Source organism: Ornithinimicrobium kibberense (assembly GCF_006519705.1).
In the GTDB taxonomy this organism is placed as follows: Bacteria; Actinomycetota; Actinomycetes; order Actinomycetales; family Dermatophilaceae; genus Ornithinicoccus; species Ornithinicoccus kibberensis.
In genome coordinates, this window is sequence record NZ_VFXM01000015.1 from 13,565 (window position 1) to 39,218 (window position 25,654).

Sequence of the window (25,654 nt, forward strand, 5' to 3'; positions counted from 1 at the left end):
CCTTCCGGCGTGTCGCGCTGGACACGCCGGGGTGCTGCCCTGCGGCCGTCCGGTCAGCCCTGCGGGGGGACGACGACGGTGCCCCGGGCCTTCGTGGCCATCACGACCGGGTCGAGAACCTCGGCGGCCGACCCTCCCCGCGCGGCGTCCCCGCGGGCGACGACCCGGACCTCGAACTCCATCTCCCGGCTGCGGCTGCCGACCCGGACCAGCGTCGCGCTGACCTCCACGCAGTCGCCGGCCCGGACGGGGGCGAGGAACTGGACGTCGCTGTAGGAGGCGAACAGCCCCTCGTCGCCGTCGGTGCGGATGCACAGCTCGGTGGCCACGTCGCCGAACAGCGCCAGGCTGTAGGCGCCGTCCACCAGGTTGCCCGCGTAGTGGGCGTGCGAGTAGGGGACGTAACGGGCGTGCGTGACACCCATCCCCACGGTGGCGGGGCGGGCGGCGGGTTGCTGCGTGGTCATGCGCTGGACCTTCCGTTCTCGACGAGGGCGTGCACGAGGTAGGAGGCGACCTCCCCGGGGGTGGTCCCCCGGCCGAAGATGCGGTCGACCCCCAGCTGACCGGCCGACCCCTCCTCGAAGCGGGGTCCCCCGACGACGAGGAGCGGCACCTGCCCGGCCGGGTAGGCCTCCCGGAAGGCGGCAGCCATCTGGGTGGTGTTGGAGATGTGCGCGTCCCGCTGCGTGACGACCTGGGACACCAGGACGGCATCGGCCTGCTCCTCGCGGGCCCGTTCCACGAGCTCGGGCACGAGCACCTGGGCGCCGAGGTTGACGACCCGGACCTCGGAGTAGTACTCCAGCCCCTTCTCCCCCGCGAAGCCCTTGATGTTGAGGATCGCGTCGATCCCCACCGTGTGGGCGTCGGTGCCGATGCAGGCGCCGACGACCACGAGGGGACGGCGCAGGCGCTCGCGGATGGCGGCGTTGACCTCCTTGGGCGTCAGCAGGGGGTGGTCCCGCTCGACGACCTGCACCTGGGCCAGGTCGACCAGGTGGGACACGCTGCCGTAGACGATGAAGAAGGTGTGCGCCGGTCCGACCGCCCTGGCGTGCACGAGCAGCGCGGGGGCCAGGCCCATCTTGCCGGCCAGCTGCAGCGCCGCCCCCTCGGCACGCTTGTCGTGCGGGACCGGCAGGGTGAAGGAGACCTGCACCATGCCGTCCCCGGTGGTGTCCCCGTAGGGTCGGACGACGGTCGGCTGGCTCACCGGGACCCCTCCTCGAGCATCGTGATGGCCGGGTTGTCGTAGTCGTCGGCCCGCACCACCACGCCGTCCAGGCCCTTGCCGCGGTCCGCGGGACGCTTCATCAGGCCGAAGGTGCCGTCGCCGATGGCCTCCAGCAGGGGGATCGACCCGGAGCCTTTCGCGCCCCGGTCGCGGGTGATCGTCTCCAGCAGGTCCACGGCCTCGGAGAGCACCTGGCGGGCCCGGGTCTGGATGAACCCGTCGGGCGGTGGCCGGAAGTCCTCGGTCAGGCCGCCGGCCGCGTCCAGGACGTAGCGCACGTTCTGCAGGGCCAGGTCGCGGTCCGACAGCCAGGGCGTGACGACGGCCTCGGTCATCATCCCCACGAGCAGGATCGACTGGCCGGTCATCACCCCGGCGAGGTTGAAGAACCCGTCGAGCAGGTGACCCCGGAAGACGTCGCCGGTCATGTGCTTGGTGGGCGGCATCCACTTCAGCGGGGCGTCCGGGAAGAGCTGGCGGGCCAGCAGGGCGTGCGCCAGCTCCATCCGGAAGGAGTCGGGCAGGTCGGGGTCGATCTCGAAAGCATGGCCCAGGCCCAGCTGCCAGTCCGCCAGCCCCGCCTCGGTGCCGAAGTACTCGTTCATCAGCTGCGAGACGGTGACCGTGTGCGCCGCCTCGACGGCGTCGGCGGTGGTGAGGTAGTTGTCCTCGCCGGTGTTGATGATGATGCCGGCGCGGGCGTGGATCTGGCGCGAGAACCGCTGGTCGACGAAGGTGCGCACCGGGTTGATGTCGCGGAAGAGGATGCCGTACATCGAGTCGTTGAGCATCATGTCGAGGCGCTCCAGACCCGCGAGCGTGGCGATCTCGGGCATGCACAGGCCGGAGGCGTAGTTGGTCAGCCGGACGTAGCGGCCCAGCTCCTTGCTCACCTCGTCGAGTGCCTCGCGCATGAGCCGGAAGTTCTCCTGGGTGGCGTAGGTCCCGGCGAAGCCCTCCCGGGTGGCCCCCTCGGGCACGTAGTCGAGCAGCGACTGGCCGGTGGACCGGATGACGGCGATGACGTCGGCACCGGCCCGGGCCGCGGACTGGGCCTGGGGGATGTCCTCGTGGATGTCCCCGGTGGCCACGATGAGGTAGACCCAGGGACGCTGCGGCGGGTCGCCCAGCCGGGTGATCAGCCGCTCCCTCGTGGCCCGCTGCCGATCGATGCAGCGCAGGCCCGGGCGGACGGCCGCGCGGGCGGCCCGACGGGCGGCGGTGAGCTCCCGGCGCCGGTCGGGTATGCGGAAGTTCACCGCTCCCGCGGAGGCCTTCTGGGCCAGGGTGAGCAGGTCGGGCGCCTCCTCGCGGCGCAGCGCGTCCCAGACGGGGGTGGTGACGCCGTGCTCCAGGCCCACCTGGTCGCGGACGGCGTCGACGAGGTGGTTGACCCAGGGCACCCGCTCGTGGTCGGCACCGGCCAGGCCGGCCAGGCGCAGGGTCGCACGTTCGACCGAGACCGTGGTGCGGCTGCGGGTCATCTCCACGACCGGCTCCCCCAGGCGCCGGGCCAGGGTGCGCGCGCGGCGCACCACCTTCGGGTCCAGCTCCAGGGGTGGTGGTGGCGCCACCACGCGTGCCGGGGCGCGGGGCGGGGTCTTCGTGCCGGTGCGGGGGCTCACTCAGGCTCCTTCGCGGTCGTGGGCGACCTGGCCGGACACGACGGTGAGCCGTGCGACGGGCAGGGGGAGGTCGGGGTCGTCGAGGACGGGCAGGCCGGTCGTGGGATCGGTGGCGACGGGGGCCCCGTCGCCGTCGTCCCAGACCACGTAGGTGGCGTGGGCTCCGGCGCGCAGGTGGCCTCCGGGACGTCCCGCCAGCTCGTGGCCGGCGACCGTGTGGGCGGCGAAGGCCTCCGCCGGGGTGAGCCGCTGGTCGGGGTTGTGGTGCAGGACGGCCGCGCGCACCGCCGCCCACGGTCCCAGCGGGGTGACCGGGCTGTCGGACCCGAACGCCAGCCGGACCCCGGCGTCGACCATGTCGCGCAGCGGGAGGGCGGCCAGCGCGCGCTCCGGGCCCAGGCGGGCGGCATACATGCCCCCGGACCCGCCCCAGAGCGCGTCGAAGACGGGCTGGACGCTGGCCCAGACGCCCAGCTCGGCCATCGTGGCCAGCACCCGGGGGGAGGGCAGCTCGACGTGCTCCCAGCGGTGCCGGGCGGCGCGCACCGCCTCGACCCCCAGCTCGTCGGCGGCGGCGCGGAAGCCGGTGGCCATGGTCCGCAGGGCGGCGTCGCCGATGACGTGGCCACCGGCCTGCAGCCCCGCACGGGTGCAGGCCAGCACGTGGTCGCGCACCTCGTCGACCCCGAGGTAGCCGAAGCCGACGTGATGGCCGTCCTCACGGCCGCCGGAGGGCGATCCCAGGTAGGGCTGCTCCACGTGGGCGGTGAAGGACCCGAAGGAGCCGTCGGCGCACAGGTCGCCCGCGAGGCCCAGCACGCCGAGGAAGCCGGCCAGCTCGGCGGCGGCCTCGGCGTCCACCGCGAGCTCGCCCCAGTAGGCGACGACGTCCGGCACCCCGGCCCCCTCCCCGTGGGCCAGCACGTCACGGATGTCGTCGTGGCTGGTCAGGTGGGAGGCCCCCATCTCGTGGAGCAGCGTGACCCCGACGGCCGCGGCGGCGTCCAGGGCCAGCGAGACGTGGTGCTCCCGGTCGGCCGGGGTCAGGGTGGTGGTGAACGCGTTGGTGGCCGCCGCGAACGCGTCCCGGCGCACCACGCCGGTGCCGTCCCACCCGTCGATGTCGCGGACCCGGGCGATCGTGGCCATGGCCGTGGACACGCTGGCCGAGTGGGCGTCCACGCGCGGCATGTAGACGACCCCGCCGTAGGAGGCGCGGTCCAGCTCGGCCGAGGTGACCGGCCGACCCTCGGCCCAGCGGGTCTCGTCCCAGGAGTGGGCGTAGACGGGGCGCCCGCGCCGCCGGCGGACCGCCTGCTCGACCAGGTCGAGGGCCTCCCCCACCGACCGCGTGCCGGACAGGTCCACCCCGTCCAGGCCCTGGCCGGTCATGGTGAGGTGGACGTGGGCGTCCGCGAAGCCCGGCGTGACCAGCAGCCCGCCCAGGTCCACGACCCGGTCCACCCGGTCGGCCCAGGCGGCGGCGCCCTCCTCGTCCCCGACCCACGCGACCGTCGAGCCGTCCAGGACGAGGGCGCTCGGCACCCCCCCGGTGCCGTCGTCGTCCGCGCTCGCGCCCGCGAGGACGCCCCCGCGGAGCAGGACCCTCCCGCCGGGCAGGGGGGCGAGGTGGGCGGGGGGCTGCTGGAGGGTGCTCACGCCTGCCCAGTGTGGTCGGGTCCGAGCCTGGACTCGAACAGGCGACGCACCGTGTCGTCGGTGCGGATCAGGGACAGCGCCAGCTCGGCGTGCCCGGGCGTGTAGCCGTTGCCGACGAGCATCGTCACGTCGGCCGCCAGGCCCTCGGCCCCCAGGGCCGCCGCGGCGAAGGACGTGGCCATGGAGAAGTAGACGACCGTGCCGCCCTGGGCGGTGGCCATGATCGCCGGCTGCTCGCACCCGGGGACGTCGACGCACACGACCGTCACGTCGGCCGGGCCCCCCGCCGCCCGCACCCCGCGCTCCAGGGCGATCGGCGAGCGGGCGTCGGCGACGACGACCTCGTCGGCCAGGTCGGTCCCCCGCAGCAGCCCGGCCTCGGCCTCCGTCGGCACCACGGCGATGCGGCGGCCGGCGCCTGCCTCCCGGGCGGCCGCGAGGGACAGGGAGCCGGACTTGCCCGCGCCTCCGAGTACGGCGACGGTGGGGGCCGCCCCCCGCTCGGCATACCCCCGCACGACCTTCTGCACGAGGGCGGGGGCGCCGCAGACGTCCATCACCATGAGCGCGAGGTCCGGCTCGAGGTCCTCGGGCAGCCGGGCCGCGATCGAGCGGCCGAAGAGGATGGCGTGCCCGGAGGTGGGCACGCGCTCCGACATCCCGTCCCAGCGGGTCAGCCGGTCGGTGATGACGAGCGGGGTGAGGGACAGCGAGACCAGCGTGGCGATCCGGTCGCCCACGGCCAGGCCCAGGGGGCTCTCGGGCCCGACCTCGGCGACGGTCCCGATCAGCATGCCGCCGGACCCGGTGACCGGGTTCTGCATCTTGCCGCGGTCCTCGACGATCTCCAGGACGTCGCTGCGGATGCCGTGCCCGTGCACGTGCCCCGTCGGGCCGGTGTGCTTCTCCCGCAGCTGGCGGTAGGAGGCCGCGTCGAGGTTGAGGACCTCCACGTCCACCCGCACCTCGTCGGGGGCCAGCTGCGGCGAGGCGTCGAGCCGGTAGGCCGCCTGCGGGAGGGTCACCGCGTCCCCCGAGGGCTCGAGCACCCGGTGCAGCCCGAACGGCGAGTACCCGGTCGTGACCGTCATCTGTCCTCCCAAATCACCATCTGACAAGAAATCTTCCCGCGTCTTCTTCCATCGACAGGACGTTCTCCCGTAGCATGCCACGGCATGAGCATCGAGATCGAGCAGCCGTACTCCTACCGGCGCCGTGAGCTGGTCGAGCCCGACTGGACCCGCCTGCCGGGGTGGAAGGACATCACCCCCGAGCAGTGGGCGGACGTGCAGTGGCAGCGGGTCAGCTGCGTGAAGAACATCCGGCAGCTGCGCGCCGTCATGGGCGACCTGCTGACCGACGACTTCTACGCCGACCTGGAGCGCGACCAGGCCGAGCGTGCCACCATGTCGATGCTGGTCACGCCCCAGATGCTCAACACGATGGTCAGCGAGCAGACGTGGGCGGACGGGCGGATGCCGTCGGCCGGCGAGGAGTACACGGCCGCGTTCTACGCCGACCCCGTGCGCCGCTACATGCTGCCGGTCTTCTCCGACCGCCGCACCGACTGGCCCTCCCACCCGCACGCGGCCCGCGACTCGCTGCACGAGCACGACATGTGGGTGGCCGAGGGACTCACCCACCGCTACCCCACCAAGGTGCTGGCCGAGATGCTGCCGACCTGCCCCCAGTACTGCGGCCACTGCACGCGGATGGACCTCGTGGGCAACTCCACCCCGACCGTCACCAAGCTCAAGCTCGCCGGCAAGCCGGTCGACCGGCACACCGCCATGCTCGACTACCTGCGCACCAGCCCCGGGGTCCGGGACGTCGTCGTCTCCGGCGGCGACGTGGCCAACATGCCATGGAAGAACCTGGAGGCCTGGCTCGACCAGCTGCTCGAGATCGACAGCATCCGCGACATCCGGCTGGCGACCAAGGCCCTCATGGGGATGCCGCAGCACTGGCTGGCCCCCGACGTCGTCGAGGGTGTGGGTCGCGTCGCCCGCAAGGCCCGGGAGCGGGGGGTCGGCCTGGCCATCCACACCCACGTCAACGCCGCCCAGTCGGTCACGCCGGCGGTGGCGCAGGCGTCCCGGGCGATGCTCGACGCGGGGGTGCGCGACGTGCGCAACCAGGGCGTGCTCATGCGCGGGGTCAACGACACCAGCGAGCAGCTGCTCGACCTGTGCTTCGCGCTGTCCGACGACGCCAACATCACGCCGTACTACTTCTACATGTGCGACATGATCCCCCACGCCGAGCACTGGCGGGTCTCGCTCGCCCAGGCCCAGCACCTGCAGCACTCGATCCTGGGCTACCTGCCCGGGTTCGCCACCCCGCGGATCGTCTGCGACGTGCCGTTCGTCGGCAAGCGCTGGGTGCACCAGGTCGACACCTACGACACCGAGCGCGGCATCTCCTACTGGCGCAAGAACTACCGCACCTCGATCGAGGGCGAGGACGTCGACGTCACCAGCGCCGAGTACGTCTACTACGACCCGATCGACACCCTGCCGCCCAGCGGCCAGGAGTGGTGGCGCCAGCACTCCGCGGAGACCGCCGAGGCGGACGCCGACGCCGCCGCCCGGCAGGCCGCGGCGTCCCGGCAGGCGTCGGTGGACCAGCTGGTCTGAGCGACCGACGCCGAGGCCGGTCAGCCCCGGCGGGCGACCGGGGCGCTGGTGCCGTCGACGAGGGCCAGCAGGTCCTCGGGCGAGAGCTCCAGGTCCAGGCCGCGCCGGCCGCCGCTGACCAGGACGGTGGGGTGCTCCAGGGCCGAGGAGTCCAGCACGGTCGGCAGCCGGCGCCGCTGGCCGATGGGGCTGATCCCCCCGACCACGTAGCCGGTCGCCCGCTCCGCGTCGGCCGGCTGGGCCATGACGGCCCGCTTGACCCCCAGCGCCGCGGCCAGCGCCTTGAGGTCCAGCAGGGTGTCGACCGGCACGATCCCGACCGCCAACCCGCCGTCGGCCTCCACGAGCAGCGTCTTGAGCACCCGTGCCGGATCCACCCCCAGCGCGGCGGCCGCCTCGAGGCCGTAGCTCTCCGCCCCCGGGTCGTGCTCGTAGGCGCGCACCTCGAAGGCCACGCCCGCCCGTTCCAGGGCCACCGTCGCGGGCGTGCCCGCCCTCGTCCTCCTGCGTCCCACGACGCCCAGGGTATGCCGCGTGCGCTCAGGTCGCGCCCGGCGTGCCCGCCGGCCCGTCGTCGGGCGGCCGCGTCAGGGAGTCCGGGTCGTCGACCATCGCCTGCAGGACCTGGGAGCTGTGCACCAGGTAGAACCCGTCGGTGGCGCGTTCGTCGATGGTGTAGACCACGTCCACCCGGCGGCGCGCCACGACCGCCCCGGCGTCGTCGACGACCGGCTCGGGCCGGATCGTGCCGATGGAGACGAAGATGCTGGCGGTCCCCCGCTGGTAGAGGTGGTGGAACGGCGCCTCCGCGTGCAGCGACCCGAGGTTGACCAGGTAGGAGCTGGCGTAGACCGGGAGCGCGTCCTCGAGGGCGCGTGGCAGCAGGTTGACCGCGTCCAGGGCCCAGATGGTCCTGGCCACCCCGGCGACCACCGGTCGGGGCAGGCGGACGAGGGTCTCCACGAGGCGGTCGTTGCCGGTGCGCCCGCCGGTGCGGGCGCGGTGCAGGACCTCGTCGACGCGGGCGCGCACCTCCTCGACCGTCTCGGTGCCGGTGAACGGGATGAGGGCCTGCACCTCCTCGGCCTCGTCGTTCATCTCCTGCTTGACCGTGAAGGCGAAGGTGATGTCCCGGTGCTCGTAGGTCCGGCGGGCGGAGACGAACCGGTTGAGCTCGGGCCGGAGCCGGAACAGCCGGGCCCACGCGGTGAGGAAGACGTGGAAGAAACGGATCCGGTCCTCCGGTGCCCGCCCGGCGTTGACCTCCTCCAGCCAGGCCGTCAGGCGGTCGACGTCCAGGTGCTGGCGGTAGTAGACGGTCGACTCCAGGCGGGTCGGCATCAGGTGGGGCACCACCCGCCGCAGGGCCGGCAGCGCGGGCACCGGACGGGCGTCCCGTCGGCCCGGGACGAGTCGGCGTCCGCGCAGGAACATCGTGCCTCCTAGGGGCCGTCGCACCCGTCCGGTGCCCGGCCCGTCCCGAGCCTACGGTGCGCGACGGTCCCGGGGCCGGTGACGCGCGCGACCGGCCCCAGGACGGGGCCCGACCCCCACGCGCGGACGACGAAGAAGGCCAGCAGCAGGCCGCCGACGACGTCGATGGAGTAGTGGCCGTGGGCCAGCACGAGCGCGGCCGCCATGAGGGCCACCAGCACGCGCTGCAGGGTGCGCAGGCGTGGCCGGTCGGCCGGGGTGAGCATGGCCAGCAGCGTCAGGGCGGCCACGTGCCCGGAGGGGAACATGCCGTACTGCTGGGGGGAGAACAGGAACGGGCCCTCCCCCTGCGCCGGGGCCAACGGCGTGAGCACCATGATCCCGGCCCGCAGCAGGTACATCACGGCGAACACCGCCCCGACCGCGGGCAGCAGGGCGGTGCGGCCGGAGCGCACCAGGTCCCCCAGGAAGGCACCGAACCCCACCACGAGGGTGGCCAGGGTGAGCCACCGCGCCGGTCGGACGTAGGGCAGCAGCTCGAAGAGCAGGTCGTCGGGGCGCACCGCGTCGGCGAACCGCGTGACGATCAGCTGGTTGCCCAGGAGGGTGGCGGTCAGGGCCAGCAGGCCGAGCGTCAGGGCGAGGGTCCAGGCGGCGGCCAGGGAGCGGGGCCGGGCGCCGACCGGGGCGTGGTCCATCCGCGACGAGGGGCTCAGCCGACCGGGTTCTCAGGAAGCCGCCCCAGCCGGTCCTCCCACGGGGTGGAGAGCACGATCGTGGTGTTCGTCGAGCAGGACCCCTGCTGGCGGATCCGGGCGAGCAGCTCCTCCAGCTCCTGCGGGCGCTGCACCCGGATGAGGAGGATGTAGTTCTCGTCCCCGGCCACCGACCAGCAGGCCACGATCTCGTCGATGTCCGCGAGCCGCTCGGGGATGTCGTCGTCGGCCGCCGGGTCGAAGGGGGTGACCGACATCAGGGCCGTCAGGGGCAGGCCCACCGCGGTGTAGTCGACCACGGCCCGGTAGCCCTTGATGATCCCCCGCTCCTCGAGCCGCTTGACCCGCTGGTGCACCGCGGAGGTCGACAGCCCCACCTGCCGGCCCAGGTCGGCGAAGGAGATCCGGCCGTCCAGGGCGAGGACCTGGACGATGTTCCGGTCGAGGGCTTCCATGGCGCCACCCTAGTGGGCGGGCGCACCCGCCCGGAGGGACACCGCATACCCCACGGCGGTCAGCAGCAGCGCGGGGAGGAACCACAGCGGCAGCGGTGGCGGGGCGAGCAGCACACCGACGGCCAGGACCAGGAGCACGACGCCTGCCGCCGCCCGGCGACGGGGCAGGAGCAGCGCGACGGCGACGGCCAGGGCGACCAGCACCGTCGGCAGCGCCAGCCGGAGCACGTCGGCCAGGGCGGGGTCGGGCCGGGTCAGCGGGTTCTCCCCCTCCGCGGTGTCCCAGAGCGGACCGAGCAGCAGCAGCCCGGCCGTGGCCAGGGTGACCAGCACGGCGGCCCAGGGCAGCAGGAGGGGGACGGGGCGCGGCACGTCGGCACGCTAGCAGCCCTAGGGTGGGACCTCATGGACGACAGCGCCCCGGGCCGGCTCCTTCTCCTCGACACCGCGAGCCTCTACTTCCGTGCGTTCTTCGGCGTCAAGGACCTGCGGCCCGCCCCGGACGGCACGCCGACCAACGCCACCCGTGGGCTGCTCGACATGGTGGCCACCCTCGTCACCCGGTTCCGACCGACCCACCTGGTGGCCTGCTGGGACGACGACTGGCGGCCGGCGTTCCGGGTCGAGGCCATCCCCACCTACAAGGCTCACCGGCTGGTCGAGGGTTCGCAGGAGAAGGAGGAGGCTCCACCTGAGCTGGAGGTCCAGGTGCCGGTCCTGCGCCGCGCCCTGGAGGCGTTCGGCATCCCGGTGCTGGGCTCCCCCGGCTACGAGGCCGACGACGTCATCGGCACCCTCACCGCGCGACACCGGGGCCGGATGCCGGTCTCGGTCGTCACCGGCGACCGGGACCTGTTCCAGCTGGTCGACGACGAGGCCGACGTCAGCGTCGTCTACACCGCCCGCGGCGGGGTCCGCGACGCGGAGGTGGTGCGCCAGGCCGACCTGCAGGAGCGCTACGGGGTGCCCACCGGCACGGCCTACGCCGAGATGGCGATGCTGCGCGGGGACACCAGCGACGGGCTCCCGGGCGTGAAGGGGATCGGCGACAAGACGGCCGCCCAGCTCATCCGCACCTACGGCTCGTTGGCCGCCCTGCGGCAGGCGGTGGCCGACGGCGACCCGGCGCTGAAGGGCGCCCGCCGGGCCAACCTGGAGGCCGCCTCGGACTACCTCGACGCCGCACCCCTCGTCGTCACCGTCGCGCCCGACGCGCCGCTGCCGGACGTCCCGCTCACCGTGCCCCGCGAGCTGGCCGACCCGGAGACCCTGCAGCAGCTGGTCGAGGCCTACGACCTCGGCAGCCCCGTGGGTCGGCTGCTCAAGGCGCTGGAGCTGCGGCCCTCCTGAGCCGGCCGGCCGTTCACACCACCCGTTCGAACACCGCGGCCAGCCCCTGACCACCGCCGATGCACATGGTCTCCAGGGCGTAGCGGCCCTCGCGCCGGTGCAGCTCCTGGGCCAGGGTCGCCAGGATGCGGGCACCGGTGGCCCCCACCGGGTGGCCCAGGGAGATGCCCGACCCGTTGGGGTTGAGCCGGTCCCAGGCCGAGGGGTCGCTCATCCCCCACTCCGTGAGCACGGCGAGCACCTGCGCGGCGAAGGCCTCGTTGAGCTCGATGAGGTCCATGTCGTCGAGGGTCAGCCCGGCCCGTTCCAGGGCGGCCGCCGAGGCGGGGACCGGACCGATGCCCATCGTCTCGGGGGCGACCCCGGCCACGGCCCAGGAGCGCAGCGCCAGCACCGGGGTCAGGCCCGTGGCCTCGGCGTGCTCCCGGGTGGTGACCACGCACAGGGCGGCGGCGTCGTTCTGGCCGCTGGCGTTCCCGGCGGTCACGGTGGCCTGGTCGTCCTGCCGGCCCATGATCGGCCGGAGCCCGGAGAGCACCTCGAGGGTGGTGCCGGGGCGGATGTGCTCGTCCGCGTCCACCACGGTCGTGCCCTTGCGGGTGGTCACCTCGACGGGGACCATCTCCTCGGCGAAGCGTCCCTCCGCCTGCGCCGCCGCGGCGAGCCGCTGGGAACGCACGGCGTACTCGTCCTGGGCCTCCCGGGAGATGGCGTACTCGCGCCGCAGGTTCTCCGCCGTCTCGATCATGCCCCCGGGGATCGGGTGCCGCTCGCCGCCGGCGGTGGAGCGTGCCCGGGCGAGCCGGTCGGCCAGCTCGACCCCGGCGCCCTTGACCCCCTGGCGCAGCAGCGCGTAGTGCTCGACCTGGCTCATCGACTCCGCTCCCCCGGCGACGATGAGCCGGGCCCCTCCCGAGGCGACGTGCGCGGCCGCGGTGAGCACCGCCTGCAGGCCGGAGCCGCAGCGGCGGTCCAGCTGCATGCCGGGCGCGGAGTCGAGCCCGGCGTTCAGCGCCAGGATCCGGCCCAGGGCGGGGATCTCGCCGGAGGGGTTGGCGTTGCCGACGACCACGTCGTCGACGTCGCCGTCCTGCAGGCCGGTGCGCTCGAGCAGGGCGGTGAGCAGCTGGGTGCCCAGGTCGGCGGCGGAGAGGTCGGCCAGCGAGCCCAGGAAGCCGCCGACAGGGGTGCGCAGCGGGGAGCAGACGACGATCTCGGTCACGGGGTTCTCCTCGGGTCGGGTGGTCGGGGTCAGTCGAGCCGGTCGGCGGCGACCACGCCGCGCAGGACCGCGCTGGAGGCGCGCCGGGCCGTGCGGGCGACGGGCGGGTCGGCGGCCTGGGCGATCTGGCCGAGCAGGTCGACGACCTGCTTGCACCGGCGGACGAAGTCGCCGGCCGACAGGGTGCCGTCGCGCAGCACCTCCTCCAGACCGCGGCCGGAGGCCCACCGGTGGACCATCCAGGCGATGCCCGGGTCGGGTTCGCGGTCCGGCTCGAGCCGGTGCTCCACCTTGAGGGTGCTCACCTCGCGCCAGATCGCGCCGATCTCCCCCAGGGCCTCCTCGACCTCGACCCCCGGCATCCGGGCCTCGCCCACGTCGTCGCCCCGCGCCTCGTGCACGAGCGCGGAGACCACCGCCGCCAGGTCCGCCCCGGACAGCCGCTGCCAGCTGCCGCGGCGCAGGGCCTCGGCGACGACCAGGTCGAGCTCGGTGTAGATCCGCCGCAGGCGCTGGCCCTCCTCGGTGACCGCCAGCCCGTCCGGCGTCAGGTAGCCCAGGGTCGAGAGCAGGTCGCAGATCCGCTCGAAGGTCTTGGCGACGGTGTTGGTCCGCTCCGACACCCTGCGCTGCAGGTCGTCGGTCTCGCGGCGCAGCTGCCACCACCGCGCGGCCCACCGGGCGTGCTCCTCCCGGTCGGGGCAGGTGTGGGAGGGGTGGGCCCGCAGCTGCGCCCGCAGCTCGTCCACGCGCGTCTCCAGCGAGGAGCGGTATGCCGGTGCGTCGCCGTCGTCGCCCCCGTCGCCCCGGGAGCCGCCGCCCCGCCCGCTCCGCCCGGGCAGCGGCTCGCTGACCTTCTCGCGCAGGGCGGACGCCAGATCCTTGCGTGCCTTCGGGCTGCGGGCGTTGAAGGAGGACGGCACCTTGAGCGTGCCGATGACGTCGGGCACGTCGCGGAAGCCGGCCACGGTGAGGGTGTGCAGGCTGCCGTTGGAGGTCAACGCCGTCGGCTCGCCCGTGCCCTTGGCCCGCGAGGTGGGCAGCACGACCGCCATGGTGCCCTTGCGGGAACCCTCCAGCCGGACGACGTCCCCCACGCCCAGCTCGTCGAGCGCGACGGCGATGTCGGCCCGCCGGGACGCCTGGCGGCGGCGGGCCTGCTTCTTCTCCAGCTCGCTGAGCTCGTGCCGCAGCCGGCCGTACTCCCGGAAGTCGCCGCGGTCGCAGGCCATCGCCTCCTCGTAGCCGTCGAGCGCCTCCTGGTTCTCCTTCAGCCGCCGGGTCAGCCCCACGACCGACCGGTCGGCCTGGAACTGCGCGAAGCTGCTCTGCAGCAGCTCGTGGGCGGCCGGGCGGCCGTACTGGGCCACGAGGTTGACCGCCATGTTGGAGCTGGGCCGGAAGGAGCTGCGCAGGGGGTAGGTGCGCGTCGAGGCGAGGCCGGCCACCTCGACCGGGTCCACCCCCCGCCGCCAGAGCACGACGGCGTGGCCCTCGACGTCGATGCCCCGTCGGCCGGCGCGCCCGGTGAGCTGGGTGTACTCGGCCGGGGTGACCGGCGCGTGCGTCTCGCCGTTGAACTTGACCAGCTTCTCCAGCACGACGCTGCGGGCCGGCATGTTGATCCCCAGCGCCAGGGTCTCGGTGGCGAAGACGGCCCGGACCCGTCCGGCGGTGAACAGCTCCTCGACGATCTCCCGGAACAGCGGCAGCATCCCCGCGTGGTGCGCGGCGAACCCGCGGGCGAGGCCCTCGACGAAGTCGTGGTAGCCCAGCACCCCCAGGTCCGCGGGGTCCACCTCGGCGATCCGCTCGGCGACCAGCTCGCGGATCCGCCGGCCCTCCTCCTCGGGGACCAGGCGCATCCCGCGGCCCAGCAGCTGGCCGACGGCGGCGTCGCACCCGGCCCGGCTGAAGATGAAGGTGATCGCCGGCAGCAGGCCCTCCCGGTCCAGCCGGTCGACCACCTGGGCACGGCTGGCCACGCCACCGGGCAGGGCCCCCCGGTCGGCCAGCGGCACGACGTCGTCGGGGCGGCGGCCCCGGTCGGACCGGTCGGCGCGCCCGCGCCCGCCCCTGCCCCCGCGCCGGTCGTCGCGCCCGCGGTGGTCGGCATACCGGCCCCGGACCGCCCCCCGCCGCCCGCGGGGTCCGCCCGCGTCCTCCCGGGTCCACCCCGTGGCCCGCTCGGCCTGCTCGATCCGCTGCAGCAGGGCAGGGTTGACCCGGGTGCTGCCCTCCGCCCCACCGTCGGTGACGAACAGGTCGAACATCTGGGTGCCGACCATCATGTGCTGCCAGAGCGGGACGGGCCGGTGCTCGGCCACGATGACCTCGGTGTTGCCGCGCACGGTGCGCAGCCAGTCGCCGAACTCCTCGGCATTGCTCACGGTCGCCGACAAGGAGACCACCTGCACCGACTCGGGCAGGTGGATGATGACCTCCTCCCAGACCGCTCCCCGGAACCGGTCGGCCAGGTAGTGCACCTCGTCCATGACGACGTAGCCGAGGCCGGTGAGGGTGGGCGAGGAGCTGTACATCATGTTGCGCAGCACCTCGGTGGTCATGACGACGACCGGGGCCTCCCCGTTGATCGAGGAGTCGCCGGTGAGCAGGCCGACGTTCTCGGGGCCGTGGCGGGCCACGAGGTCGTGGTACTTCTGGTTGGACAGCGCCTTGATCGGGGTGGTGTAGAACGCCTTGCGCCCGGTCTCCAGCGCCAGGAAGACCGCGAACTCCCCCACGACCGTCTTGCCGGCCCCGGTCGGTGCGGCCACCAGGACCCCGTCCCCCTCCTGGACGGCGTCGAGGGCCCGGACCTGGAAGTCGTCGAGCTCGAAGCCCAGGCCGTCGGCGAACCGCCCGGCCGCGGTCGCCTGCCGGGCGGCGCGGACGCGGGCCTGGGCGTATCGCTCTGCGGGGCTGGACATGGCCCCAGGCTATGTCAGGCCGGGGACGACGACCTGCAGGGCCGACGGCACCACCCGCACGGTCAGCGGCAGCGGACCGAGGGCCTCCCCGTCCCCGTGGGCGAGCACGTCGGCCGGCCCCTCGATCCGCACCTGCGCGGTGCGGTGCACCTCCACCTCCGGCAGCCGGGTATGCCGTCCCGCGCGGACCGCGCGCAGCAGGGCCAGGGCCCGGGCCGGGGCCACGGGACGGATGACGACCAGGTCGAGCAGGCCGTCGGCCGGGTCGGCGTCCGGAGCCACCTGCAGCCCCCCGCCGACGAACGGCATGTTGGCCGGGACGACCACGAGGGCGTCCAGCTGCTCGACCCGCTGCCCGGCTCCTTCCGGACCGAGGGTCAGCCGGTAGCGCAGCGGCGGGGTGCGCGGCAGGCGGGCGATCTCTACGAGGGCGGCCACGGTGTAGGTGAGCGCCCCCAGCTGGCGCGGCAGCAGCGTGGCCCGGTGGGCGATCCGGGCGTCCAGCCCGGCGTTGACCGAACCCAGCACGTGCCGGTCCAGCTCGGCCACGTGGAGCACGTCGACGGTGCGCCGGTGGCCGGACGTGAGAACGTCGAGGGCCTTCCCCGTCCCGAGCGGGAGGCCGAGCGAGCGGGCATTGTCGTTGCCGGTGCCGGCCGGCAGGATCCCGACCGCGGTGGAGGTGCCGGCGCACAGGTCTGCAGCCAGGCTGACGATGCCGTCCCCGCCGGCGACGACGAGCACGTCGACCCCCGCCTCCACCTGGGCACGGCACCGGTCGGCGGCCTCCTCGCGCGTGCCCGCCGCGATCTCGACCACGTCGTGCCCGTCGGACCGCAGCCGCCGGACCGCCTCGGCCCCGAGTGCCGCCGCCCCGCCGCGCCCCGAGCGCCGCCCGTGCGCGACGGCATACCTCATGACAGCGGGGTGGCCTCGCCGGGCGAGAGCCGGGCGTACCTGTCGGCCGGGTCGTCCCCGCGGCGACGGCGGCGCCGCTCCAGGAGGAAGGCCACGGCGACGGCGCACCAGAAGAGGAAGAACACCGGGGCGGCCATCGCCAGCATCGTCCACGCGGAGGGGTCGGGGGTCATGAAGGCCGAGAAGACCAGGATGGCGAAGAGGGTGACCCGCCAGCTGCGCAGCATCGCCCGGGCCGACAGGATGCGCATCTGGTTGAGCGCCACCAGCACGACGGGCAGCAGGAACGCCAGCCCGAAGGCGAGCATGAAGTAGAGCACGAGGGAGAGGAACTCCGACATCCCCTGGATGTTGGCCACGCCCTCGGGCGTGAAGCTGAGCAGGATGGCCACGAGCCGGGGGAAGGTGAAGGCCGCCAGGCCCGCGCCGGCGAGGAACAGCGGGATGCTGACGAAGAAGTAGACCAGCGCGATCCGCTTCTCCGGGCGGGTCAGCCCGGGCAGGAGGAAGGCCCAGGCCTGCCACAGCCAGACCGGGCTGCCCAGCAGGATGCCGCTGAAGATCGCGACCTTGAGCTGGGTGGCGAACGGCTCGGTGATGTTCTGGAAGCGGAGCGTGACCAGCTCGTCGCCGCGCTCCTCGGCGACCCGCTGCACGGGGGCGGCCACCACGTCGATGATGTCCTGGTACCAGTACCAGCCGACCACGCTGAGGGCCACGACAGCGAGGGTCGAGATCAGCAGCCGGTTGCGCAGCTCACGGAAGTGCTCCCCGAGGGACATCCGTCCCTCGGGGTTGGTCGACCGCCGTCCGCGGGCCACGCTCGGGTGGGACGCCTCGGTCCGGGAGGTCAGACGCGCGGGTCGCGGCCGTCGCGACCGTCGACGTCCGGCTCGGCCTCACGGGCCTGGCGGTACTCCTCGCGCGCCGTGTCGCGGTAGCGGTCGTCGACGGGCTCGTCGCGGGACGTGCCCGCGGCGGGGCGGTCGGCGTCGTCGCCCCCCGGCAGCGCCGTGTCCTGGCCGCGGCCCTTGCGGGCCTCATTCTCGTCCTTCATCTGGTCGACCTCGGACTTGAAGACCCGCATCGACTCCCCCAGGCTCCGGGAGACGTTGGGCAGGTTCTTCCAGCCGAAGAGCAGGACGAAGGCGATGACGAGGACGACGATGTGCCAGATCTGGATGCGCATGGTGGGTTCCCCTTCCGGGAGCGGTCACGGCGCCGGGCGCGGTCGTGCTCAGTCTATCCGGGTGGTCCCCCGGTGCCCGGCCACGGCCTCGCGGGCCTCCCGCGCGACGTCCGCGACGACGTCGGCCGGCGCCGTCACCCGGACGGCCCCCGCCTCGCGCCGGACCAGCCGGTGCAGCCAGACCGGGTCGGCGACCGGCAGGACCACCTCCAGCACGCCGTCGTCGCGCCGGCGCACCTCCTCGACCGGGAGGGTCTCGGTGATCCACGCGGCCCGGGGGTCCACCTCCAGGTGCACGCGCAGGTCCTCCGGCGCGGCCCGGTAGACGCCGGACCCCAGGTCGCGCAGGGGCAGGTCCGGCGGCGGGGTGCCGTCGACGTCGAGGACCTGCAGGTCCTCCACCCGGTCGAGCCGGAACAGCCGGACGCCGCCGGCGCGGTGGCACCAGCCCTCGAGGTACCACCGGCCGTCGACGGCGGCGACCCGGACCGGGTCCACGTCGCGCTCGGTCGTCTCGTCCCGGCTGGCCACCGTGTAGCGCAGGTGGACGCGTCGCCGTCCGCCGATCGCCCGGCGCAGCCGGTCGGCCAGCTCCGGCGGCAGCGGCTGCTCGAGGCTGACCTGGACCTGGTCGGCGGAGGCGGCCGCGTCGCCCGCCGCCGACTCCAGCTTGGCCAGGGCGCGGTCGATGGCGTCGCGGTCGGTCAGGCCCGGCGTGTCGGCCAGGGCCCGCAGGGCCACGATGAGCGCCAGGGCCTCGTCGCGCCCCAGCCGGAGCGGACGGGCGATGGTGTCGGCGTTGGCCACGTGGACCCGGCCGTCCTCCCACGAGGCCTCGATGAGGTCGTCCGGGTAGTGGCCGGGCAGCCCGCACACGAAGAGCAGCTGCAGGTCATCGACCACCTGGTCCACGCTCGTGCCCAGCTGGTCGGCGGCCTCGGCCAGGTCGATGCCCTGCCGGTTGAGCAGCCACGGCACCATCGTCAGCAGCCGGCCCAGCCTGCTGGTGGCGCTCTCGTAGGTGACCATCAGGACTCCTCCCCCTCGTGGGCCGCGGCCACCGCCTGCAGCGCCTCGACGACCTGGTCGCGGACCTCCGCGGGCGAGAGGACCCGCACGTCGGGTCCCGCGGCCGCGACCTCCTGGACCAGGGAGGCGGTGCCGGAGACGCGGACGCGCAGCTCGTCCCAGCCGTCGTCGCCCGGCTCGACCTCGCCGCGCCGGCGCAGCGAGGAGGCGCTGCCCCCGCGCACCCGCAGCACCACCTCGGTCCGCTCGCCGGCGTCGTCGCCGTACGCCGTCCGGATCATCGCCCGGGGGTCGTGCCCGTCGGGCACCTCGAAGGCCCCCGCCCGGCCGGTGCGCCGGGGGGCCCCGACGATCCGGTCGAGGCGGAAGACGCGGGAGGCGCCCCGGTCGACGTCGTGGCCGGTGAGGTACCAGCGGCCGTGCCAGCTCGTCAGGCCCCACGGCTGCACGTGCCGGGTCACCGGTTCGGCCTCCCCCGCCCGGCGGTAGTCGAAGGACAGGGCGGTGCGGGTGAGCACGGCGTCCCGGACGGGGTCGAAGGCCGGCTCGGTGGTGTGCAGCAGGGGCTCGAGCCCGGCCACCGACGCCTCGTCGCGCATGAGGCCGGCGGCGTCCAGCTTGCGCAGCGCCTGGGCCGCCGGGCCCGCCAGCGACGCCTGCGACCACATCCGGCTGGCCAGCCCCAGGACGGCCACCTCGTCCGGCTCCAGCTCGATCTGCGGCAGGGCGTACTCCCGCTGGTCGATCCGGTAGCCGGGCTCGTCGTCGAAGAACGGGTCGATGGGCTCGGTCCGCAGCGGGATGCCCAGGGCGCGCAGCTCGTCCTTGTCCCGCTCGAACATCCGCTCGAAGGCCTCGTCGCTGCCGGCGGCGTAGTCCGGCACGGCCTGGCGGATCCGGGCCCGCGACAGCGGCTGGCGGGTGGACAGCAGGGCGATGACGAGGTTGAGGAGCCGTTCGGTCTTGGCCGCGGCGGGGCTGGGCCCCTTCTTCGCCGGGGTGCTGCGGGACGCCATGGCGGACACGCTACTCGACACCTGTACGAACACCCACCGGGACCGCGGGGTGCCCCACGTCGATCCGCGGTCGGCGCCGGCGGGTCCGTGGGTGCCGCCCACTAGGCTGCCTGCGTGATCCGGTGGCGGCAGGGCGTGGTGCGGGCGACCGGCCCGGGGTGGCCGGGCGTGCTGCTCCTGGACGTGGACACCTCCGACGGGGAGAGCCTGCGGGCGCTGGCCTACCCCGACGTGGTGGGCACCCCCCGGACCGGCGACCGGGTGCTGCTCAACACCACGGCCCTGGACCGATCCCTGGGCACCGGCGGGCTCGCGCTCGTGGTGGCCGTCCCCGACCGCCCCGACGCCTGGCCCGCCCGGGAGGCGGAGGAGCCGGGCCACCTGGTCAAGGCGCGCTACACGCCGCTGCAGACGATGGTGCTGGGGGTCGACGACCCCGAGGGCGCGCACCACGGGCGTCTCGCCGACGCCGACGACCTCGGGGGTATGCCGGTGGTCGCCGCAGACCTGCACTCGGCGCTGCCGGCGGTGCTGGCCGGGGTCCGGCTGGAGGACGAGGGTCTTCGCGTGGTCTACGTCATGACCGACGGCGGCGCCCTGCCCGCCGCATACTCCCGGACCGTGGCCGTGCTGCGCGAGCGGGGCTGGCTCGAGGCGGTCGTCACCGCCGGGCAGGCCTACGGCGGCGACCTCGAGGCGGTCACCGTGCACAGCGCCCTCCTGGCCGCCCACCACGTCGTCGGGGCCGACCTCGTGGTCGTGACCCAGGGACCGGGCAACCTGGGGACGGGCACCCGATGGGGCTTCTCCGGGGTCTCGGCCGGGGAGGCCCTCAACGCCGCCGCCGTGCTGGGCGGCCGTCCGGTCGCCTCCCTCCGCGTCTCCCAGGCCGACCCGCGGCCCCGCCACCGCGGCCTGTCCCACCACAGCGCGACGGCCTACGGACGGGTCCTGGCGCACCCGGCCGAGGTGCCCCTCCCCCACGGCACCACCGGGCACGCCGCCACCGACGGCTGCCTGGCGGACGTGCGGGCGGCCGTGGGAGAGCTCGTGCACGCCGCGCCCCACCTCCGGCCGGTGGACGTCGCCGTCGAGGGCGTGGTCGAGGCGTTGCACGGCTCGCCGGTCCCGCTGGCCACGATGGGCCGTGGCCTGGAGGAGGACACCGCCTCGTTCGTGGCCGCCGCCGTGGCCGGGCGGAGGGCGGCCGTCCTGGGGTCCGCGTGACCGGCGTGCTGGGCGTGCTGCACGCCCTCGCGGTCCTCCGTTTCGCCGAGGTCGGACGGGTCGTGCGACGGGCCGAGGAGCCCCGGCAGGACGTGCTCGCCCACCTCGGGCTGGCGGCCGAGGAGGGCTGGGCCGAGCAGCTCGTCCGGGGGGACGAGCGCGGATGGTGCCTCACGCCGGCGGGCCGGTCGGTCCTGCAGGGGGCGTTGGCCGCCGAGCTCGACGCCCTCCCCGAGCAGGATCCCGACCTCAGGGCACAGGTCCTGGACATGGAGGACGCCCTGCGCCCGTGCGACGCGACCGTGAGCTCGGCCCTGGGGCGGTGGCGGCTCGGCCGGCTGGGTGCGGCCCCACCCGTTGCTCCCGCCGAGGTGCTCCAGGAGCTGAGCGGGCCGGGGGCCCTCCTGGAGGCGTTCGAGCACTGGTGCCGGGAGGTCGGGATCACGCGGCTGCTCGGCTACCGGGCCCGGTTCGGCGCCGCCCTGGGGCGGGCCGCCGTGGACCCGGCGTGGATCGCCGACGACGACCGGGACTCCTGCGAGCAGGTGTGGCGCGAGCTCGTCGAGGACCTCCGCCTCACGGCCGGGGTGCCCGGGCCCAGGCCCCCGTCGGAGGGGACGGCCTCCGAGCCCTAGTCTGGCGCGGTGGACACCCCCGAGCTGCAGGCCCTGCTGGACCGGATCGTCGAGCGCGTCCGGGAGGTGGACGACGGTGAGCCGAACGAGCTGCCGGTGCACCGCGAGGCCGACCTGTCCTTGACGGCCCTGGCCCTCGTGGACAGCGACGACCAGCGCGTCGGGGCGGGCGACGCGGACGTGCCCTTCCCGATCCAGTCGATGTCGAAGGCGTTCGCCTACGGGCTGGCCATCGACACCGTCGGTCTGGAGGAGGTCTTCGAGCACGTCGACGTCGAGCCCTCCGGCGACGCCTTCAACCGGATCTCGCTGGAGGCCGGCGACCGCCCGGACAACCCGATGATCAACGCCGGCGCCCTCGCCGTGCACGCCCTGCTGCCCGGGGACTCGGGGGAGGAACGCTTCCGCGCGCTGCACGACCTGCTGTCCCGGATGGCCGGCCGGGACCTGGGCGTCAACGAACACCTCGTCGCGCAGGAGCTGGCCGCCGCGCACCGCAACCTCGGGATCGCCCACCTGCTCAAGGCCCTCGGCGTGCTGCCCGGCGACCCGCACGACGTCGTGGAGGGCTACACCCGGCAGTGCGCGATCGAGGCGACGACCGTGGAGTTCGCCCGGATGGCGGCCACCCTGGCGCACGACGGGCTCGTCCCCGGCACCGACGAGCGGGTGCTCAGCCCCCTCGCGGCCCGGCAGGTGCTGTCGGTGATGATGACCTGCGGCATGTACGACGACGCCGGCGAGTGGGTCACCGACGTCGGGCTCCCGGGCAAGAGCGGCATCGCCGGCGGCATCATCGCGGCGGTCCCGGGCCGCTGCGGCATCGCGGCCTACTCCCCCCGCCTCGACCGGCACGGCAGCTCGGTCCGGGGCATCCTGGCCCTCGAGCAGCTTTCGGGCGAGCTCAACCTGCACCTGCTGCGGCCGGGGCTGGCCAAGATCTGAAGGGCTGGTGGTGGGCGCTGCCGGGGCGTTCTCCCGCGGCGGCTCTGTGCACGATCCGCGCCCTGGCACGCGACACGCCGCAACGGCATCAGCACAGTGCGCGACACGCCGGGCGCGGGAAGGTCAGCCGGTGCGCGACACGCCGGCCGGGCGGACGCAGCGGCGCCCCGCCGGTCGGACCGACGGGGCGCCGCTTGCGCGGACGGGTCTCAGCGCACGTCGACGAGGTCGACGACGAAGATGAGGGTCTCGCCGCCCTTGATCGCGCCGCCGGCGCCGCGGTCGCCGTAGCCCAGGTGCGGAGGGATGACGATCTTGCGGCGACCGCCGACCTTCATCCCCAGCAGGCCCTGGTCCCAGCCCTGGATGACCTGGCCGACGCCGACGGTGAAGTCGAGCGGCTGGCCACGGTTCCAGGAGGCGTCGAACTCCTCGCCCGTGGACCAGGCCACGCCGACGTAGTGGGCCGAGATCTGCGAGCCGGCGGTCGCCTCGGCGCCCTTGCCGACCTCGATGTCCTCGACGACCAGCTCGGCCGGCGGGGTGTCGCCGGGGAAGTCGATCTCGGGCTTGGCCTTGCGGACCTGGCCGAAGGGGGACTCGGACATGCGGTGCTCTCCTGACGTTGGTAGGGGTGCTGCTGGTCTGCGGGGATGGCCCTCAGTAGGCGCCGAGGATGTCTACGACGAAGACGAGCGTCTCGCCGGCCAGCTCGTGCGCGGGCGCGGTGGTCTGGCTCTCGTCGTCCTGCTCGGGGGCCTCGCCGTAGGCCTGCTCGGCCGGGATGACGAGCAGGACGCGGGAGCCGACCGGCTGGCCGACCAGCCCCTCGTCCCAGCCCGAGATGACCTGGCCGACACCGATGGGGAACTCGGCCGGCTCGCCCCGGTCGTAGGAGTTGTCGAAGCCCTCGCCGTCGGAGAACTTCACGCCGGTGTAGTGCACCTTGATGGACTGGCCGGCCTTGACCTCCGCGCCCTCGCCCTCGATGAGCGGCTGCACCACCAGCTCGTCGGGAGCCTCGGCGTCGTCGGGGATCGTGATGGTGGCGGCGCTCTCACCGTCGGCCTCCACCTCGGGCAGCCCGTCCTCCGGCTCGACCTCCTCGCCCGTCGCCTTGGTCAGCGGGGCGGCGCTGTCGACGATCTCCATGTAGAACACCAGGGTGTCCTCGGCGCCGATCCCCAGCTGGCTGTTGCCCTGGTTGCCGAACGCCGCCGCCGGGGGCAGCGCCATGAGGAGGGCGTCACCGGCCCGGCGGCCCGGCAGCTCCTCGAGGAAGGCCGGGAAGAGCAGCTCGTTGGACAGGTCGAGGGTGACCGGGTCCTCCTGCTCGAAGGTGGACAGCACCTCCTCGCCGCTGGTCCCGTTGACCGTGAGGTAGCGCACACGCACCTCGTCGCCCTCGGAGACCTCGTCCCCGTCACCGGCCTCGACCTCCTCGACCTGGGTCTCGGCGACGCCGAACGGCAGCTCGCCCTCGGCCATCGGCTCACCGTCCCGGGTGATCTGGGGCGCGTCGCCGGAGGTGTCGACCGCCAGCTCGGACACGTCGCCCGTCGGGGCGGCCGAGGTGGCAGCGGCGTCGTCGCTCTGGTCGGCGCCGTCGGTCCCCCCGTCCGTGGAGCAGGCGGACAGGAGCAGCAGCGGGGCGGCGGCCAGGGCCACCATCCGCAGTCGGGGAGAGCGCACGCGCGTTCCTTCACAGTCTCGGGTTCGTCGGGGGCCCGCGGCGGGAGGGCCGCGCGACCGGTGCAACCGGGCAAGCGTAACCATCCCAACCTGGGTGCCCGGTGGGAGCACCCTGGGGCGGCCCGGCTACACCCCGCGGACGGTGGGCGCGTTCCGGGGCGGGCCGGCCCGGCGGATCGACTCGATCAGCTCGTCCACCCGGGCGTCGACCGCGGAGAACGGGTCCTTGCAGACCACGGTGCGCTGCGCGGTGTCGTTGAGCTTCAGGTGCACCCAGTCGACGGTGAAGTCCCGCCGGTGCTCCTGGGCCGCCCGCACGAACTCCCCCCGCAGCCAGGCCCGGGTCCGCGGCGGCTCGTGCATGGCGCGGGCGACACGGTCCGGCGTGACGACGGTCCGCGCCCGGCCCTGCCGCTCGAGCACCGACAGAACGCCCCGTCGGGGGTGGACGTCGTGCCAGGCGAGGTCCAGCTGCTGGAGCCGGTCGTCGTGCAGCTCGAGCCCGTGCCGGGCGGCATACCTCTCCAGGAGCGTCTTCTTCATGACCCACTCGATCTCGGTGTCGACCAGCGACAGGTCGTCGGTCTCCACCGCCCGGAGGGTGCGCTCCCACAGCTCGAGGACCTCCCGGTGCGGGCTGACGTCCGCCAGGCCCGCGCCCTCGGCGTAGCGGCGGACGAGCGCCAGGAAGGCGGTCTGCATGTCGAGGGCGCTGATGGTGCCGCCCCGGGCCAGCGCGAGCGGACGCCGGCCGGTCCGGTCCCGGCTGACCTCACGGATGGCCTGCACCGGGTTGGCCAGGGCCATGTCGGGCACGATCGTGCCGGCCTCGACCATCCGCAGCACCAGGTCGACCATGCCGACGCGCACCATCGTCGTGGTCTGGCTCATCGTGGAGTCGCCGACGATGACGTGGAGCCTGCGGTACCGCTCGGCGTCGGCGTGCGGCTCGTCGCGGGTGTTGATGATCGGTCTGGACCGGGTCGTCGCCGAGGACAGGCCCTCCCACACGTGGTCGGCACGCTGGGAGACCAGGAAGGTGGCCCGCTCCCCCACGACGTGCAGCCGGCCGGTGCCGCTGACCAGCTGCCGGGTGACGAGGAAGGGCACGAGCGGGTCGGTGATCCGCTCCAGCCGGGGCGTGCGGCGCACGAGGTAGTTCTCGTGCGAGCCGTAGGAGTTGCCGCGGGAGTCCACGTTGTTCTTCAGCACGTAGACGGTGGCGTCCATCCCCTCCTCGGCCAGCCGCTGCTCGGCGTCGTCGGCGAGGTCCTGGACGATGAGCTCGCCGGCCTTGTCGTGGGCGACCAGGTCGAGCAGGTCGGTGCACTCGGCGGTGGCGTACTCAGGGTGGGACCCGACGTCGAGGTAGAGCCGGGAGCCGTTGACGAGGAAGACGTTGCTGGAGCGCCCCCAGGCGACGACCTTGCGGAAGAGGTAGCGGGCGACCTCGTCGGGCGCGAGGCGGGGACCGTCCCGGAAGGTCGCATTGACCCCGAACTCGGTCTCGATCCCCATCACCCGGGCGTCCACGGGGGCTACTGGCCGCCCTTCTGGATGAACCCGTGCACGAAGTCCTGGGCGTTGGTCTCCAGGACCCCGTCGATCTCGTCGAGGAGGGAGTCCAGCTCCTCGTCGCGCCGGACGCCCTGCACCTGCGGGGCGGAGGGGGCCGGGGTCTCCGGCTCGGGCGCGTCGTCGTCGCGACGACGGGAGAACTTCTGCTGCTCGGACATGTC

26 protein-coding genes are annotated in these 25,654 nt (G+C 74.2%); 5 read left to right on the forward strand and 21 right to left on the reverse strand.

Annotated elements, in window-relative coordinates; all coding sequences use genetic code 11:
* Positions 1–53: 53 nt before the first annotated feature.
* The 5 genes from kal to kdd are packed head-to-tail and all read right to left on the reverse strand — an operon-like array spanning position 54 to position 5,612.
* Positions 54–467 carry a 3-aminobutyryl-CoA ammonia lyase gene (kal, locus tag FJR00_RS12935; protein ID WP_141339085.1) on the reverse strand — a complete coding sequence of 138 codons (414 nt, stop codon included), beginning with the start codon at positions 465–467 and terminating at the stop codon, positions 54–56.
* Entirely contained in the window at positions 464–1,216 is a 753-nt protein-coding gene (gene kamE / locus FJR00_RS12940; protein WP_075957546.1) for a lysine 5,6-aminomutase subunit beta, read from the reverse strand. Before kamE ends, kal begins: the two co-directional genes overlap by 4 nt.
* Positions 1,213–2,862: a lysine 5,6-aminomutase subunit alpha gene (kamD, locus tag FJR00_RS12945; RefSeq protein ID WP_238330485.1), complete on the reverse strand. Its 1,650-nt coding sequence runs from the start codon at positions 2,860–2,862 to the stop codon at positions 1,213–1,215. The genes kamE and kamD overlap by 4 nt, the downstream gene beginning before the upstream one ends.
* On the reverse strand, positions 2,863–4,521 hold the full coding sequence (locus tag FJR00_RS12950; protein ID WP_202876669.1) for an amidohydrolase: 1,659 nt from the start codon (positions 4,519–4,521) through the stop codon (positions 2,863–2,865). It abuts the gene before it with no gap.
* Positions 4,518–5,612, reverse strand: coding sequence for an L-erythro-3,5-diaminohexanoate dehydrogenase (gene kdd / locus FJR00_RS12955; protein ID WP_141339086.1), 1,095 nt, complete (start codon positions 5,610–5,612; stop codon positions 4,518–4,520). The genes FJR00_RS12950 and kdd overlap by 4 nt, the downstream gene beginning before the upstream one ends.
* An 84-nt stretch (positions 5,613–5,696) precedes the next feature.
* Here kdd and FJR00_RS12960 point away from each other — a divergent pair, with 84 nt between their 5' ends.
* Positions 5,697–7,157, forward strand: a complete 1,461-nt coding sequence (locus FJR00_RS12960) for a KamA family radical SAM protein (protein ID WP_141339087.1) — start codon at positions 5,697–5,699, stop codon at positions 7,155–7,157.
* Between the two features lie 20 nt (positions 7,158–7,177).
* Here FJR00_RS12960 and ybaK read toward each other — a convergent pair whose 3' ends face one another.
* Genes ybaK through FJR00_RS12985 form a run of 5 tightly spaced genes read right to left on the reverse strand, consistent with a single transcriptional unit; the run spans position 7,178 to position 10,134 of the window.
* A complete protein-coding gene (gene ybaK / locus FJR00_RS12965) occupies positions 7,178–7,672 on the reverse strand; it encodes a Cys-tRNA(Pro) deacylase (RefSeq protein ID WP_141339088.1) in 495 nt (164 codons plus the stop codon).
* Between the two features lie 25 nt (positions 7,673–7,697).
* On the reverse strand, positions 7,698–8,591 hold the full coding sequence (locus FJR00_RS12970) for a hypothetical protein (protein ID WP_075957543.1): 894 nt from the start codon (positions 8,589–8,591) through the stop codon (positions 7,698–7,700).
* Positions 8,592–8,599: 8 nt separating this feature from the next.
* Positions 8,600–9,289, reverse strand: a complete 690-nt coding sequence (locus FJR00_RS12975) for a phosphatase PAP2-related protein (protein WP_141339089.1) — start codon at positions 9,287–9,289, stop codon at positions 8,600–8,602.
* Between the two features lie 14 nt (positions 9,290–9,303).
* The gene (locus FJR00_RS12980) at positions 9,304–9,762 is read right to left on the reverse strand and encodes an Lrp/AsnC family transcriptional regulator (protein WP_075957541.1); all 459 of its coding nucleotides are present in this window, start codon (positions 9,760–9,762) and stop codon (positions 9,304–9,306) included.
* A 9-nt stretch (positions 9,763–9,771) separates the two neighbouring features.
* The gene (locus tag FJR00_RS12985; protein WP_141339090.1) at positions 9,772–10,134 is read right to left on the reverse strand and encodes a hypothetical protein; all 363 of its coding nucleotides are present in this window, start codon (positions 10,132–10,134) and stop codon (positions 9,772–9,774) included.
* Positions 10,135–10,167: 33 nt separating this feature from the next.
* On the opposite strand from FJR00_RS12985, the gene FJR00_RS12990 reads away from it, so the two are divergent.
* Complete coding sequence (locus FJR00_RS12990) at positions 10,168–11,112, forward strand: 5'-3' exonuclease (protein WP_141339091.1); 945 nt, start codon at positions 10,168–10,170, stop codon at positions 11,110–11,112.
* Positions 11,113–11,125: 13 nt separating this feature from the next.
* On the opposite strand, the gene FJR00_RS12995 is transcribed toward FJR00_RS12990, so the two are convergent.
* Genes FJR00_RS12995 through FJR00_RS13025 form a run of 7 tightly spaced genes read right to left on the reverse strand, consistent with a single transcriptional unit; the run spans position 11,126 to position 19,416 of the window.
* Positions 11,126–12,334 (reverse strand): acetyl-CoA C-acetyltransferase, encoded by a 1,209-nt coding sequence (locus tag FJR00_RS12995; protein ID WP_141339092.1) that lies wholly within the window; start codon positions 12,332–12,334, stop codon positions 11,126–11,128.
* Positions 12,335–12,363: 29 nt separating this feature from the next.
* Positions 12,364–15,264 carry a DEAD/DEAH box helicase gene (locus tag FJR00_RS13000; protein ID WP_141339093.1) on the reverse strand — a complete coding sequence of 967 codons (2,901 nt, stop codon included), beginning with the start codon at positions 15,262–15,264 and terminating at the stop codon, positions 12,364–12,366.
* 9 nt (positions 15,265–15,273) lie between these two features.
* Entirely contained in the window at positions 15,274–16,182 is a 909-nt protein-coding gene (locus FJR00_RS13005) for a diacylglycerol/lipid kinase family protein (RefSeq protein WP_141339094.1), read from the reverse strand.
* On the reverse strand, positions 16,179–17,003 hold the full coding sequence (gene tatC, locus FJR00_RS13010; RefSeq protein WP_237770055.1) for a twin-arginine translocase subunit TatC: 825 nt from the start codon (positions 17,001–17,003) through the stop codon (positions 16,179–16,181). The genes FJR00_RS13005 and tatC overlap by 4 nt, the downstream gene beginning before the upstream one ends.
* A gap of 29 nt (positions 17,004–17,032) precedes the next feature.
* Positions 17,033–17,371 (reverse strand): Sec-independent protein translocase subunit TatA, encoded by a 339-nt coding sequence (locus FJR00_RS13015; protein ID WP_075957535.1) that lies wholly within the window; start codon positions 17,369–17,371, stop codon positions 17,033–17,035.
* A gap of 48 nt (positions 17,372–17,419) precedes the next feature.
* On the reverse strand, positions 17,420–18,400 hold the full coding sequence (locus FJR00_RS13020) for a helix-turn-helix transcriptional regulator (protein ID WP_141339095.1): 981 nt from the start codon (positions 18,398–18,400) through the stop codon (positions 17,420–17,422).
* Positions 18,400–19,416, reverse strand: a complete 1,017-nt coding sequence (locus FJR00_RS13025) for a helix-turn-helix transcriptional regulator (RefSeq protein WP_141339096.1) — start codon at positions 19,414–19,416, stop codon at positions 18,400–18,402. The genes FJR00_RS13020 and FJR00_RS13025 overlap by 1 nt, the downstream gene beginning before the upstream one ends.
* Positions 19,417–19,530: 114 nt before the next feature.
* Here FJR00_RS13025 and FJR00_RS13030 point away from each other — a divergent pair, with 114 nt between their 5' ends.
* Genes FJR00_RS13030 through glsA form a run of 3 tightly spaced genes read left to right on the forward strand, consistent with a single transcriptional unit; the run spans position 19,531 to position 22,223 of the window.
* Positions 19,531–20,643, forward strand: a complete 1,113-nt coding sequence (locus FJR00_RS13030) for a DUF3866 family protein (protein ID WP_141339097.1) — start codon at positions 19,531–19,533, stop codon at positions 20,641–20,643.
* Complete coding sequence (locus FJR00_RS16560; RefSeq protein WP_141339098.1) at positions 20,640–21,278, forward strand: hypothetical protein; 639 nt, start codon at positions 20,640–20,642, stop codon at positions 21,276–21,278. The genes FJR00_RS13030 and FJR00_RS16560 overlap by 4 nt, the downstream gene beginning before the upstream one ends.
* 9 nt (positions 21,279–21,287) lie before the next feature.
* The gene (gene glsA, locus FJR00_RS13040; protein WP_202876670.1) at positions 21,288–22,223 is read left to right on the forward strand and encodes a glutaminase A; all 936 of its coding nucleotides are present in this window, start codon (positions 21,288–21,290) and stop codon (positions 22,221–22,223) included.
* Between the two features lie 209 nt (positions 22,224–22,432).
* On the opposite strand, the gene FJR00_RS13045 is transcribed toward glsA, so the two are convergent.
* The 4 genes from FJR00_RS13045 to FJR00_RS13060 form a co-directional block, all read right to left on the reverse strand.
* Positions 22,433–22,831 carry an FKBP-type peptidyl-prolyl cis-trans isomerase gene (locus FJR00_RS13045; RefSeq protein ID WP_141339099.1) on the reverse strand — a complete coding sequence of 133 codons (399 nt, stop codon included), beginning with the start codon at positions 22,829–22,831 and terminating at the stop codon, positions 22,433–22,435.
* Positions 22,832–22,883: 52 nt separating this feature from the next.
* Positions 22,884–23,915 carry an FKBP-type peptidyl-prolyl cis-trans isomerase gene (locus FJR00_RS16385; protein ID WP_141339100.1) on the reverse strand — a complete coding sequence of 344 codons (1,032 nt, stop codon included), beginning with the start codon at positions 23,913–23,915 and terminating at the stop codon, positions 22,884–22,886.
* A gap of 126 nt (positions 23,916–24,041) precedes the next feature.
* Complete coding sequence (pafA, locus tag FJR00_RS13055) at positions 24,042–25,448, reverse strand: Pup--protein ligase (protein ID WP_141339101.1); 1,407 nt, start codon at positions 25,446–25,448, stop codon at positions 24,042–24,044.
* 5 nt (positions 25,449–25,453) lie between these two features.
* Positions 25,454–25,651: a ubiquitin-like protein Pup gene (locus tag FJR00_RS13060; protein WP_141339102.1), complete on the reverse strand. Its 198-nt coding sequence runs from the start codon at positions 25,649–25,651 to the stop codon at positions 25,454–25,456.
* Positions 25,652–25,654: the final 3 nt, after the last annotated feature.